The following is a 13,722-nucleotide window of genomic DNA, read 5'->3' as shown; positions in this document are numbered from 1 at the left end:
TTTATTTTTCACCCATTTTCAATTTATCGGCAATTTCCTTTTCAAGTTCTTCAAAGTTATCGGGTTTAATCATTTTGCCTAAATCATTGGCAAAGAATCCATATTCAGCTGCATCCTTGATCACCTTTGGCGACCAGTAAGGGTCTTTTCCATCAAATACTTTATGTTGTTCAAGAACGGCGAAGATCCAAGCATCTTCTTCACTGATGTTTTCGAATCCTCTCCATAAGCCTGGCGGTAATGAAATTAAATCCCATTGATCGATGATCGTTTCGCCATCAATTTCATCAGGACCCTTCCCCCAGTAGAAACGCCATTTTCCTGAGAGAGGAAGGAAGGATTCAATGTAATCATGTGTATGGTAAGCAGGGCCGTTTCCTTTCTGGGCTTTCACCATTCCAATTTGAAAACCATGCGGCTCGGTAATTTCAGGTGTGAAATTATCATTTTCGCTTGCTGTATCCCCAATTAATGTATAGTTGAGACGTTGATGACCCGGAATGATACTATCAATGAACATTAACGGTATTCCTTTTGATTTCATTTGATCAAAACGGACGATCCAATTGTTTTCCATTTCCTCATTCGTTACCGCTTTTTTTACTTTAGGTTCTTGTACTGACATTTTAATTTCCCCTTCCGTGTTCGTTAATTTTTTTATTTTCATGATCGCGCTATTTAGAGAGTAAAGACGGCTAGTTTTAATTCAGTCATTTCCTCGACTGAATACTTAATCCCTTCCCTGCCAGTCCCGCTGTTTTTCACTCCGCCATATGGCATGTGATCCACTCTGAATGATGGGATGTCATTCACGATGACACCTCCGACCTCAAGCCGTTCTACAGCATCAAAAGCTTTTGGCATCGAGGTCGTATAGACGCCTGCTTGGAGGCCGTATAAAGAATCATTCACAAGGTCGATGGCTTCATCCCATGTTTTATAGGAATTGACTGAAACGATGGGGGCAAATGCTTCTTGGCAGCTTACTTCCTGTGTTGACCCCGCATTTTTGATAATAGTTGGATGAAGGATTGCACCTGTTCTTTGACCGCCATATGCGATTTCCGTTCCAGCGTTTCTAGCCGATTCGATCCACCCTTCCACTCGTTTTGCTTCATTTATACTGATTAACGCGGAAAGATCTGTATCTTCTGATTCCGGATCCCCAAATTTTAGCTGCTTCGTCTTTTCGGTAAACTTTTGCAAAAACGACTCATATAAATCTTCCTGTACATAAATTCGCTGGACAGAGATGCATACCTGACCTGAATAGGCAAAGGAACCTTCGACACAGCGCTGTGCAACGGCATCCAAATCAGCAGCACTGTCGATGATGACAGCAGAATTGGAACCAAGCTCCAATGTCACCTTTTTCAAGCCAGCTCTTTCTTTGATCCCCAAACCGACTTCAACACTTCCTGTAAATGTGACCATTTTAATTCTCGGATCAGTGACCAATACGTCGCCGACGACGCTTCCTTTACCTGTGACAACATTCAGGGCGCCTTTAGGTAAACCTGCTTCTTCAAAAATTCTGGCTGCGGCCAATGCACTAAGCGGTGTCTGTGAAGCCGGTTTTAAAATGACCGAGTTGCCTGCAGCAAACGCGGGACCAAGCTTATGTGCCGCTAAATTAAATGGAAAGTTAAATGGTGTGATGGCAGCAATGACGCCGAGCGGTTCACGCTTTGTATAAGCAAAGCGTCCTTTGCCATTTTTAGCCGCGTCCATCGGAATCGTTTCACCATGAATCCGTTTTGCCTCTTCTGCTGCAAACTTGTATGTTTCAATCGTGCGTAAAACTTCGCCCCTTGCCGCCTTTAATGGCTTAGCATTTTCCTTAGCGAGTATTAATGCATATTCCTCAAGTCTTTCCTTGAAAATTTCGGCTGCACGTTCCAAGATATTGGAGCGCTCAAGGGCTGTTAGCTTTTTCATTTCTTTTGCACCTTGTTCCGCACATTTTATCGCTTTTAGTACCGTCTCCTTTTCTGCCAAAGGCACTTGCGCGATCACTCTGCCGGAATAAGGGGACCGAAGATCGTAATGATCATTACCTTCCAGCCACTCGCCGCCGATGTATAATCTCTTTTTATCGGAATTTGTCTTGATCAAGTCAGTTTCCCACCCTTCCCTTAAAGGCGCTTTGATAGATTCCGAGAATCTTTTGTTCATTTAGCTTATAAGGAGTGTTCGATAGCAAGCGATCAATTTTGGCCGCCTGTTCCGCCAGTATCGGTAATGATTCCTCTTCAATCCCAAGTTCTGATAACGATGTAGGTAAATCAAGATCCTCCAGAAGCTGATACATATAATCAACAACTGCCTTCAATGCTTCGCTTGGCTGTGATTTGAAATCACCCAACTGTAAAAAGGACGCTACCTCCATCATTTCTTCCGTGCATGTCTTCCCAATCACTTCGAAAACGAATGGCATTAAAAGGGCATTTGCGACACCATGCTCAATATGGTATTTACCTCCTAGCGGATAGGCCAGTGCATGAACCGCCCCAACCCCTGCATTTGCTAGAGCCACACCCGCTAATGAACTTACCCAGCTCATTCCTGTCCGTGCATCCAAATCATTTCCGTTATGGACAGCTCTCGTAATGTTCGCAGGAAATAGTTTCATTGCTTTCTCTGAATAAACTTTCGTAAGCGGTGTAGCCTTGGTGGCAATATAAGATTCAATGGCATGTGTAAAGGCGTCCACCCCTGATGCCGCAGTAACTCGTGCCGGGCAGGAAATGGTCAATTCCGGATCGATGATCGCTACATCCGGAAGGAATACCGGGCTTACGATCCCTCTTTTTACTTGCAGCTCCTCATCACCGAAAATGGCATTCATCGTCACTTCCGAACCTGTTCCTGAAGTTGTCGGCAAAAGAATGCATTTAACCGTTCTCGTTTTCACCACTTTTTCACCGTTAAGATAACTTGTTATATCGTCTTTCCCGCATAAAGCTGCCGTTGCTTTGGCTACATCCAGCGCACTTCCCCCGCCGATTCCGATGATTACATCACATTTCTCGGCATCTAGCGTTAGTACGGCCTCCTTTAATAGCTGAAACGTCGGCTCTCCCGATATCTCCGTATATGTAATGGTTGGTACGGATAGAGGCTTAATATGATCCAACACTTTTTGAACAACGCCAACCTTTTCCAGACCCTTGTCACTTACAATCGCAACCTTCTTGGCTCCCAGCTCTTCAATTTCCTTTACTAACGTCGTAAATGCCCCAACACCAACCCGGAAAACTGTCGTCATTCGAAAATCTTGGATTATATTTTGAGCTATAGACATCATTCACCCTCCTTTTGAATACGTATTCAAAAAACTCACCAGACGGTCCAACCGCCATCGACCACCAATGTTTGACCTGTCATCATATCTGAACAATCTGATGCCAGGTAAACCACGCCGCCAAATAAATCCTCCGTTTTAGCAAGTCTGCCAAGCGGAATCCTGCTCAATACTTCATCTTTGAACGTTTCATCTTCAAACATCTGCTTGGTCATCGGTGTTTCAATGAAGGTTGGAGCAATGGCATTGACATTGACTTGATGCGGTGCCCATTCTATCGCGAGCGCTTTCGTCAACTGTGTAATTCCTCCTTTACTGGAGGAGTATGCAGCCCGTTTGTAATAACCGACGAATGCCATTTGCGAAGACATGTTTATGATCTTGCCTTTTTTTTGGTCGATCATATACTTCCCTGCCGCTTGGCTCGTAAAAAATACACTTTTTAAATTAATGTCCAGGACGGTGTCCCACTCTTGCGATGTCAACACTTCAGCTGGCTTTGCCACGTTTATTCCTGCATTATTTATTAAAATATCAATCTTACCGAAGTGTTTGTATATCCCTTCCATTACTTGTGCCGTTTCTTCAACCTTTGTTAAGTCGAATGAAACGGGTAAAACATTTACACCGGTTTGCCCGATTTCATGTGCTGCTTCTTCAAGTTGCTGTTTATTGCGGGCAACTATTGCTATATCGGCACCGGCCTGCGCAAGCAAATGGGCTAAGTCTTTACCGATTCCTTTACTTGCACCTGTTATGATGGCCACTTTACCGCTTAAATTAAATAAATGATTTATATCCAATCTATCACCTATCTTTACCTCATCGAGGCGATTTTTCATTTTGCATTTTGATTTTGAATACGTATTCAAAATGATGCAAAATACTTGTTAGCGATTACAAATTAAAATATAAACAACTTTCTGACTTTTGTAAATAGTAAAATTTTAAAAAATCCCGATTTTTATGAAAGTGAATACACATAAGGTCAGATCCAAAACCGGCCATTCCCCTTAATCTTGTACGGGGGCTGGCCCTGTTGTTTTACGGACCATCAGTTCAGGCTTAAGAAAAATTTGTATGGATGAAGATGATGTTTCTTTATTTTCGATGAGAAAGATTAATTTTTCCAGAGCTGTTAAAGACATTTGATCCATTTGTTGGGATATTGTGGTCAGACCTATGAATTCATTAGCGGACAATCTTATATTATCAAACCCAACAACCGATAAATCAGCAGGGATTTTCAAATTCAGGCTTGAAGCTGCATCTAGGACTGCGAGAGCCATCTGATCGGATGCGGCTATGATTGCCGTCGGCCTGTCCTTCTTTTTCAGCAGTTTTTTTGTAAATGAATAAATCTTGTCATAGGAAAACTCGCTATTGAAAATCAAGCCTTCATCAATTTCATACCCGTTCTCCATCATCTCTTCTTTATAACCAACCGTTCGTTCATATGTTGCCAAGTATTTGGATGGGCCGGATATTTTCGCTATTTTTTTATGTCCTAATTTTATTAGATGCTGAACAGCGAGCCTGGCACCTTTATTATTGTCCATTACGATAAAATTAACGTCCTTGATATCGAGGAAACTATTATATAATAATACGGGAAATCCATTATCATGTAACTTCTTAATTTTTTCAGTATAATTTTTACTCACGCTTGTAAGGATGATTCCCTCTACCCTTTTGCCAATCAGCAAGTTAATGGCTTGTTCCAAGTTTTCATCTTTATGCCCCGTGTTGTAAACGATGACATCATATTTTAATTCTTGTGCCCTTTCTATGATGACTTCCGCCGTTTCGGCAAAGAATGGATTTGAAATGCTTCCCAATATCAACCCTATTGATTTGGTTCTTTTTTCAACAAGGCTTCTGGCTATTTCATCCCTTGTAAATCCCAGTTCATTAATGACAGCAAGAACCTTGTCACGCGTATTTTTCTTAATATAGGGGTAATCATTCAGCACCCTGGAAACGGTTGATTGTGAAACACCCGCTATTTTGGCCACATCTTCTGTCGTCACTCTCTTCATGCTTCATAAATCCTTTCTACGTCTAGTAATTGTTATCCTAGGAAACTAAAATAACGTATTTATATCAATATAAACATTATGATTTCCCTTTAATATATCATAATATTTAAAATTTTACTTCCAGTTATGGAACTGTTTTGGGTTTTGGATTGCGTCAGGTTGTATTTTTCGGAAAATCTGAGGATTTAAAGTAAGCGTTTGTTGCTCATCTTATCCTATAGGAAAAAGAGCCGATCTTTATAGATGGGCTCTGGAGATAAGCTCGATATTAATTGAGTTTGCAAAAATCGTTAATTTCCAATACAGGCACTCGCTTTCCGCGGGCGGTCCGGAAGCCTCCTCGGCGCCTTTGCGCCTGTGGGGTCTTCCCTGGACACGCTTTTCCCGCAGGAGTCTCGTACCTTCCGTTCCAATCAACTTTGCCTTTAAAACTTAGATGGATCTCTTTTTGTCTATAAACTGCTGTAACTTCTAGACTGTAGACAAATTAAAACACGTTCCAGTTGATGTCAGAAATCCGCTCCCTTTCCGCCGGCTGTCTGCCAAGCCGCATCAAAGCAAGCGTCTGTGGGGTTTCTTCTAGCCTGTTATTCGGCAGGAGTGTCGCAAATTTCTTCAATCCTTTGAGGGTTTCAAACAGTTTAAAACCATTAAGGAATCTTGTTTAATATCAAGGTCCGGAATGATACCATTCCGACCCCTTTTGTAGACATAATTAAGTTGTCAAAACTCATACGTTGTTTGGAACGTAAGACACTCGCTCTTCCAGGTTTCAGTGAAACTTTGCCTTTAAAAAGCGATACAGTCCATCTTCTCGATATGAATACTCCGTCACTTCATCGGCTTGTTCTTTGACAAGGTCAGTGGCGTTTTTCATGGCAACGCAATGTCCGGCGAGTTTAAATAGCGGGAGGTCATTTTCGCCATCGCCTACTGCCAGGATCTCTTCGGGTGCTAGCTGAAAATGTTTCAGCAGCAGTTGAACGCCTGTTGCTTTTGTGATGCCTTCCACGGTCACTTCTACATTATGATGGGTGGAGGAAGCTGTGGTAAAGGCATTGTACTGCTTGATTTTCCCCAACTCCGCTTTCCATTTTCGAATCGTATTCATTTCATTGCTGAAAAAGTAGATTTTGGCGACGCTCTTTATATCCAGTTGTTCTGACCATCTTATTTTGTCTTCGACTGCATCCTGTCTTGATAGCCATTCATTTTCATCGACTGTTTCAGGTTTTGGTTTCAAACCTTGTTTAACCATATAGTCTTTATCTTTAAGTAATGCCATCCGTGTTCCTTCGTTCGGATGAACTTCGTAAAAAATCTCTTCCGCCCCTGCTTTGGCGACCAATTCTTCGACAAGTTCCGTCGACAGGGCGTGTTCGACAATCTGTTCCTTTCCGATGAATACGGACATTCCATTGGCGGTCACCATTCCGTCGGCCTCCATGCCGGCCGGCAAAACGTCCCTCACCTCTTCCAGCGTTCTTCCTGTTGCAATGAAAATCAGCTTACCGCTTTCCCTAAGTTCGCCTATGTATTGTTCCAGCGTCTCATTCACAGTATTTCTTTCATTCAATGTCGTGCCATCCAAATCAAGCACAATTGCTTTGTTGGCCATGCCAATCACCTCAAAAATCAGAATGATGATAAAATGCCAACAGCCCATTATCTATAAGATCTTAGGCTGTTGGTTTCATTCATATATTTTTATTTCTGTACCTTATCAGTATAACAGTTTAGGATAATCCTAAAAGTTTCATGACACTCAGGATCAAGAGACCTACCACACCGAAGTCCGAATCACCAAATGTGGTGCCTTCAAACCCTACATCTCCCAAGAAGACCAGGAGTATTGCCGGCAGGAAACTGATGATGAGTCCGTTGGCAAACGATCCAAGCATCGCTCCGCGTCTGCCTCCCGTGGCATTTCCGAAAACACCTGCTGCAGCTCCGGTGAAGAAATGCGGTACGAGCCCAGGAACGATTACTTTCAATCCAAGTGCCGGAAGGAGGAACATGGATAGTAGTCCAGCCAGGAAACTGAATAGAAACCCGATGATCACTGCATTTGGAGCGAATGGAAAGATGGTCGGACAGTCCAATGCAGGTTTTGTATTCGGCGCGACTTTATCGGCAATCCCTTTGAATGCAGGGACGATTTCAGCAATTAACATCCGTACTCCTGCAAGGATGATGTAGACTCCCGCAGCAAATGTTATCGCCTGGATGAAAGAGAATACGATGAAGTTCGAACCGCCGGATAATTCCGTTTCAATATAGTTCTGCCCGGCAAACAATGCGACGATCACGAAGAACATCGTCATCGTAAGCGATACAGCGACCGATGTGTCCCTCAGGAATCCTAAAGACTTGGGAACCTTGATTTGCTCTGTCGTTTTTTCCTTATTTCCAAACCATTTTCCCACATTCGCGGATACGAAATATCCGATAGTCCCGAAATGGCCGATGGCAAAATCATCGCTGCCGGTAATCTTCCGTACGTATGGCTGAAGGAGGGCTGGGAACAACACCATGCATACTCCTAATAAGATGGAGCCGACCAAGATAAGCGGAAATCCGCTGAGCCCGCCGACGGATAGGGTGACTGCAAGTAAACAAGCCATGAATAAGGTATGGTGTCCCGTTAAAAATATATATTTAAATGGCGTGAAACGAGCAAGCAAAACATTGACAACCATCCCAAATACCATGATAAGTGCAGTCGAAGTCCCAAAATCACTTTGGGCGGCTGCGACAATGGCTTCGTTATTCGGTATGACGCCTTGTACGTTGAATGCATGATCGAACATTTTACTGAATATATCAAGGGCTCCAATGAGCACCGCCGCTCCCGCTCCGATGATAATGAAGCCCATGACGGTTTTTAGCGTTCCGGATACGACATCCGCACTGGATTTCCGCTGTAACAGCAGTCCAATGAGGGCAAACAGCCCCACAAGTATGGAAGGTGTACCCAAGATGTCATTCATGATAAGTTCCAGCATTGCCTCTCCCCCTCTTCTTTATGTTTTCTTCTTATAGATGTGAAGTTAATTTCGATGTGATTTCAGGAATGCTCATCATGTTTTCCAGTGTGACGATCGTCCGGGTTCCATCATCTAGCTGACCGACAATATCCGCCGCTCCCAGGAAAATATCAGCCTGAACCGTTTTTGCGGATGCCAGATCCGTATGGTCCACCTCGGCTGTCTTCCCCATTTCCGTCAATGCTTTCTTCACATTCATCTCCATGATGAAGCTGCTTCCCAATCCATTTCCGCATACTACCATGATTTTCTTCATATCAATCTCTCCTTTTTTTATCCTACATGCATTTCCAATTTAGATTTGATTTCAGGGATGCTCATCATGTTCTCCAGTGTGACGATCGTCCGGGTTCCATCATCCAGCTGGCCGACAATATCAGCTGCCCCCAGGAAAATGTCAGCTTGAACCGTTTTTGCGGATGCCAGATCCGTATGATCCACCTCGGCCGTCTTCCCCATTTCCGTCAATGCTTTCTTCACATTCATCTCCATGATGAAACTGCTTCCCAATCCGTTTCCGCATACTACCATGATTTTCATTCCGCTTCCTCCTTCGAATATTTATGAACGTACTCCATAAGGACCGATTTATCTGAAGTGCTTACTATTTCTTCTATATTGGCCGGATCATTCAATAATTGAGTGAGCTGGATCAATGCCCGCAGATGCGAATCGTTATCTACGGCCGCCAAAATGATAATCAGGCGAACCGGTTTATCCGGAGCAAAGTCCACGGCTTCGTCCAATTTCAGCAAACTCATGGATAAAGACCTGACCCCCTGCTCCGGGCGTGCATGGGGAATCGCCACTCCAGGCGTTATCACTACATATGGGCCATTCGTTTCTATGGCCTCTATCATGGCATCCACATATCGTTCTTCGACGGTACCTAAATCCACGAGAGGCTTGGCCGCGACTTGAATCGCTTCTTTCCAATCGGAAACTTGCTGCTGTAATTGGATCGTTTGCATATTGAGCAGTTCTTCTAACACTGGCTTCTCTGCCTCCTTTAAAGAAAATTGGGTTATTTTTGGTGTATGGGTATACACATTCGACTTCAAAGCCTTTTCAAGCTGATCCTGTTCATGGATGGTTGCATACTTGGAAATGATCTTTAATAAAGCTGCAACATCCACACTTTCCGTCGTATATCCATACAATTCCTGCATGACCTGCTGGCGCAATGTATGTTTGTCCTGCATTTCCAAAATCGGCGGTACAACGAATAATGCCGCTTTTGTTCTCATATGCACCGTCGAGAAAACAAGATCGTACGACAGCGGGTATTCAGCCGCATTTCTAACGGACAAAACATCCAGGAACAAAATATCAGGAAATAACTCCCTCAATGTATAAATGAGGATATTGCTGATGCCGATACCATTCGGGCATACGACAATCGCCCGTTTTCGATCATCCAATGTTGTGCCTTGCCTGCGCAGCCATCCGCCAAAATAAATCGTGAAATAGGCCACTTCTTCTTCCGATACTGGACAGCCAACCTCTTTCTCCAACACCCACAGGGATTTTTTTGTCAAATGATGCAGTTCGGGATAGACCTTCTGCACCCGTCCCGTCATCGGATTCATTTGCGGGAGACCATACCGCAGGCGATAATATGCCGGTTTAAAATGAACGTATAATTGCTGGCATAGCTGCTCTTTGTCTTTCAGGTGAACAAATGCCAGCCTCTCGAACTCTTCCACGATTTCCTGCAATAGGTGTTGAATGACTTCATCATCCTTAAGAGGGGAAATATCCTTCGTTCGATTCATGCTCAATAAATGTAAGGCTGCATATAAGTTTTCCGTTTCGCTCCATACTGATTGAAAGGCATCCGTCCCGGTCATCTCCTCGACCAGTTTGTATTCTTCCGTCGCAACAAACGGCGCCCAGCTCTGGTCGGCCTGTAACTCTTCCCCTTTTCCAATGAGCTGATCTGTACATAGAAATAAATAGCTCAGTTCATGAAGCCGTTCATCCGTAAAGGTGATGCCCAATTTACGTTCGGCCCTTTCAAGCTGTAACCGGATCGAGCTGATTTGCTTTTCATGATTTCCCCATATGCACTCCATGATCCATTCACTATTGGGACTGTTCAGTACATCATGCACGAGACGTTCAATGATATATCTCTTTGTTCGGCTGTCCCCAATCACCACGTAGCCATCTTGTTTGGAATACTGGATCTTGAGCGATATGTCCCTGTTTTTCTCTTTAAGTCTTTTTAAATCCTTCAGCACCGTATTTCGCGAAACCCCGGTGATCGTCTGGAAATGATAGACGGATAATTCTTCTTGGCTTAACAGGATCATGAGGTAAAAAACCTTTTCCCTATCTGTCTCTGAAAATATATAATTGCGTTTTGTCAGTTTTACATACAATTCTTCATCCTTGATTGTTTCAGAAAAGGAGTAGCCCATTTCACGATTATATTGAATCGGTTGATATCCATGAAATTGGAGCCAGTCATTCGCTTTGCTCAATCCATATTGAATCTGCCTTCTCGTCAGACCTGTTTGGGCTTCAAGTTCTTTCATTTTTGAAATGGGCGAATGCTGTAATAGTTTTAGTAAATTGGCGCTTCTTTCATCTAAAAACATTCTCAATCCCTCTCCCTGCTTCTACGATATCTCACTTCTTATTAAAAATGTAGCGTTTCTCAGTCCGAATGTTGTCATGGTTACTGCACAATAATATACTCTTTAAACATTTGTGCACAATACTGCATGTAATCAGTTTTCAATACAGGCTATATTTGGAGGGTTTGTACATATGCAGTTTGGAGGCAAGTGAGGTCATGAGGACAAGGTATAAAGGGGATTCGGGGATGAAAGTTGAGGGGGTGGAATGAGCGTTTTAAAGGGCTAAACTTAGCTTCATCTAATCAAAATGAAAGGGAAATCAACGTTCATATTTTACAAAACCCAAGAAGAAGTAGCTTGATTTCAGAAATCCGCTCCCTTTCCGCCGACTGTCTGCCAAGGCCAACTGGTTTTTTGGTAAGAACGGCGGACTCACGAGGTCTTGATGCCCAGTCCAATGCATTTTTTAATACGTCTGGCATTCCAGAATCGTACTCAGGACTTACGATAATGATACCGTCGACGTCCTGGATGGCGGATTTAAATGATACGAATCAACCATATCTATCAATGATTGAGCAATGATTCGATTATAAGGATTTTCCCGTAAACTGCCGCGAATAAGACCGATGGTTCGGGTCATCTACTTCCCTCCCTGTTTATCTCATGCGGCACCACAATATAGCAAAAGTAAAAAAGCGACGTTACTCCTAATTACAAGCTTGTATGTACTAAATTTGGCTTAACTTAATATTGGAAAAGAACTTCATATCTTCCCCCAAAGTTATATTGGACCCCTTCCATTTTCTGAATGTTTCCAACATACTATAACCTATAAGGCGTTGGGAGGAGTATAGAAATGGATGAAAAGAAAGTTACATGGTTAGAGCTCTTTTATGATTTGTTATTTGTGGCGGCCGTTGCGGGCGCAACTCATGTTTTACTGCATGTTGAAGATGGATATATCCATCCAGAGTATTTATTAAAGTTCGTGCTGATTTTTATTCCTATCTGGTGGGCTTGGGTAGGGCAAACCATATTTATTAACCGGTTTGGAAAGGATGTATTTCATCAACGGCTATTTTTGATATTGCAAATGTTTTTTGTCCTGATCATGACATCAAGCTTATCTGCAGATTTTGATCCTTATTACCTTTCTTTTTTAATTGGTTATATTGGTTTAAGAGCCGTTACTGCTATCCAATATCTCGTTGTACAGCGGATAGAAGAGGGATTTCGAAAAAAGGCAGCACTCTTTTTGGGAAGGTATTTTTGGATTGGAATCGCCATTTCAATATTGTCCGTCCTTTTTGATTCTTGGCTTCGGTATGCTGTGTTATATTTGGGCATCCTGGTCGATATCATTGTCCCGATCCTTGGAAGAAATTGCCTGAAAAATGTTCCTACAAATACGGCCCACCTGTTGGAGCGCTTTGGCCTATTTACCATCATTCTCTTTGGGGAAGCTCTTGTCAGCACGCTTGCGGTCATTCAACCTAAACAAGGAAATTGGGACTCGATAGCCTTTTCCATCATTTCATTTGCCCTGATAATAGCCATGTGGTGGCAATATTTCGATAATATGGACAAGAAAGTCGACAAGTCTGTACAATCTTCCGGCCAAATCATCATTTACGGTCATCTGTTTATTTTAATGTCGATAAGCATGATTGCAGCAGCCATCAGGTTATTGTTTTTACATGAGGTCCATTATTCATTTATCCTCTATTTTGTTTTTGGTTCCGTATTGCTCTATTTCATGTCAGCAACGTTTGTTTTCCACCAATATAGACATAAGCACCAGCGGTTGCAAATATATCATTTAGGGTTATTTTTAGGGATTTTAGCCGTCTTTTTTATTTTTAATTTGTTTGTCGGTGTACCGAATATTGTGATAATAGCCGAATTAACACTGTTCTTTATCATCTATGCTAAACTAACGACTACATAAAATCTTAGTCGGTGAATTAAAAGCGATTGATATGTTAATCAACGAATTCATTCAATTATTTGAAATACAAGAAAATGAAGAAACAGCCGAAAAGGGCAGTGAAGAAAAGGAAACTTCCAATGAGAAAGGAATGGAAATGAATGAAACAAATTAACAGTTATATCGATTCATTATTTTATACTGAAGATGATCTTTTGGAAGAAGTCATTGCGTCCATACAAGAAAACGGAATGCCGTCCATTTCGGTATCTCCCTCATCTGGAAAACTTCTTACCATGCTCATATCCATTTCAGGAGCTAAAAATGTGTTGGAAATAGGCGCGCTTGGAGGTTATAGCGGGATTTGCCTTGCCAGGGGATTCGGCAGCGAAGGTAAATTAACCTCCCTTGAATTACAGGAGGAATACGCAAAGTTAGCTTATCGCAACCTATCCAAAGCTGGCTTTGGCGATCAAGTATCCTATATGACCGGAGAAGCCCTGCAAAGCCTTGAAAAACTCGCTCGTAATAACAAGAAATTTGATTTCTTCTTTATAGATGCTGATAAGGACAATTATGAAAATTACCTGCAATATTGCATTAAACTCGCAGAACCAGGCGCTTTAATCGTCATGGATAACGTACTTGCAAGGGGCAGTGTCGCAGATCCGGATGCTGAACCTAAACGTCACACTGCCTTTATGAAGGCATTCAATGAAACCGTGGCCAAACACCCTCAACTGGAATCCATGCTAATCCCAATCGGTGACGGGCTGACCCTTTCAAAAGTAATCAATCAAATTCACGAGTAAATAGT

The 13,722-nt window shown here is 42.5% G+C and carries 13 protein-coding genes and 1 pseudogene; 3 read left to right on the top strand and 11 right to left on the bottom strand.

All coding sequences use genetic code 11. The features are described 5' to 3' along the window. Position 1: 1 nt before the first annotated feature. The 11 genes and pseudogenes from OTG27_RS17785 to OTG27_RS26745 all read right to left on the bottom strand — a co-directional run. A complete protein-coding gene (locus tag OTG27_RS17785; RefSeq protein ID WP_098863906.1) occupies positions 2-625 on the bottom strand; it encodes a cupin domain-containing protein in 624 nt (207 codons plus the stop codon). Positions 626-678: 53 nt separating this feature from the next. Continuing rightward, positions 679-2,112 (bottom strand): aldehyde dehydrogenase family protein, encoded by a 1,434-nt coding sequence (locus OTG27_RS17780; RefSeq protein ID WP_268937741.1) that lies wholly within the window; start codon positions 2,110-2,112, stop codon positions 679-681. A gap of 4 nt (positions 2,113-2,116) precedes the next feature. After that, positions 2,117-3,304 carry an iron-containing alcohol dehydrogenase gene (locus OTG27_RS17775; protein WP_268937612.1) on the bottom strand — a complete coding sequence of 396 codons (1,188 nt, stop codon included), beginning with the start codon at positions 3,302-3,304 and terminating at the stop codon, positions 2,117-2,119. 35 nt (positions 3,305-3,339) lie between these two features. After that, on the bottom strand, positions 3,340-4,107 hold the full coding sequence (locus tag OTG27_RS17770) for an SDR family NAD(P)-dependent oxidoreductase (protein ID WP_223255775.1): 768 nt from the start codon (positions 4,105-4,107) through the stop codon (positions 3,340-3,342). Between the two features lie 210 nt (positions 4,108-4,317). Then, positions 4,318-5,343 (bottom strand): LacI family DNA-binding transcriptional regulator, encoded by a 1,026-nt coding sequence (locus OTG27_RS17765; RefSeq protein ID WP_098863908.1) that lies wholly within the window; start codon positions 5,341-5,343, stop codon positions 4,318-4,320. 772 nt (positions 5,344-6,115) lie between these two features. Beyond that, a complete protein-coding gene (locus OTG27_RS17760) occupies positions 6,116-6,961 on the bottom strand; it encodes an HAD family hydrolase (protein ID WP_268937611.1) in 846 nt (281 codons plus the stop codon). A gap of 118 nt (positions 6,962-7,079) precedes the next feature. Continuing rightward, positions 7,080-8,348, bottom strand: a complete 1,269-nt coding sequence (locus tag OTG27_RS17755) for a PTS ascorbate transporter subunit IIC (RefSeq protein ID WP_063575201.1) — start codon at positions 8,346-8,348, stop codon at positions 7,080-7,082. A 31-nt stretch (positions 8,349-8,379) separates the two neighbouring features. Then, on the bottom strand, positions 8,380-8,646 hold the full coding sequence (locus OTG27_RS17750; protein ID WP_053536259.1) for a PTS sugar transporter subunit IIB: 267 nt from the start codon (positions 8,644-8,646) through the stop codon (positions 8,380-8,382). Between the two features lie 17 nt (positions 8,647-8,663). Further along, positions 8,664-8,930 carry a PTS sugar transporter subunit IIB gene (locus tag OTG27_RS17745; protein ID WP_048883162.1) on the bottom strand — a complete coding sequence of 89 codons (267 nt, stop codon included), beginning with the start codon at positions 8,928-8,930 and terminating at the stop codon, positions 8,664-8,666. Then, positions 8,927-10,993, bottom strand: coding sequence for a BglG family transcription antiterminator (locus OTG27_RS17740; RefSeq protein WP_268937610.1), 2,067 nt, complete (start codon positions 10,991-10,993; stop codon positions 8,927-8,929). The genes OTG27_RS17745 and OTG27_RS17740 overlap by 4 nt, the downstream gene beginning before the upstream one ends. A gap of 380 nt (positions 10,994-11,373) precedes the next feature. Then, positions 11,374-11,618, bottom strand: a pseudogene (locus OTG27_RS26745) (NAD(P)H-dependent oxidoreductase); the annotation flags it as partial. 216 nt (positions 11,619-11,834) lie between these two features. On the opposite strand from OTG27_RS26745, the gene OTG27_RS17725 reads away from it, so the two are divergent. The 3 genes from OTG27_RS17725 to OTG27_RS17715 are packed head-to-tail and all read left to right on the top strand — an operon-like array spanning position 11,835 to position 13,717. Further along, positions 11,835-12,926 (top strand): low temperature requirement protein A, encoded by a 1,092-nt coding sequence (locus OTG27_RS17725; protein WP_268937608.1) that lies wholly within the window; start codon positions 11,835-11,837, stop codon positions 12,924-12,926. Between the two features lie 31 nt (positions 12,927-12,957). Next, positions 12,958-13,080, top strand: coding sequence for a hypothetical protein (locus OTG27_RS17720; protein ID WP_262983586.1), 123 nt, complete (start codon positions 12,958-12,960; stop codon positions 13,078-13,080). Further along, on the top strand, positions 13,067-13,717 hold the full coding sequence (locus tag OTG27_RS17715) for an O-methyltransferase (RefSeq protein WP_268937607.1): 651 nt from the start codon (positions 13,067-13,069) through the stop codon (positions 13,715-13,717). Before OTG27_RS17720 ends, OTG27_RS17715 begins: the two co-directional genes overlap by 14 nt. Positions 13,718-13,722: the final 5 nt, after the last annotated feature.

Source organism: Peribacillus sp. AS_2 (assembly GCF_026891895.1).
In the GTDB taxonomy this organism is placed as follows: Bacteria; Bacillota; Bacilli; order Bacillales; family DSM-1321; genus Peribacillus; species Peribacillus frigoritolerans.
Note: the sequence above shows the minus strand (reverse complement) of the source record. Positions and strands in the feature narration are given on the sequence as shown.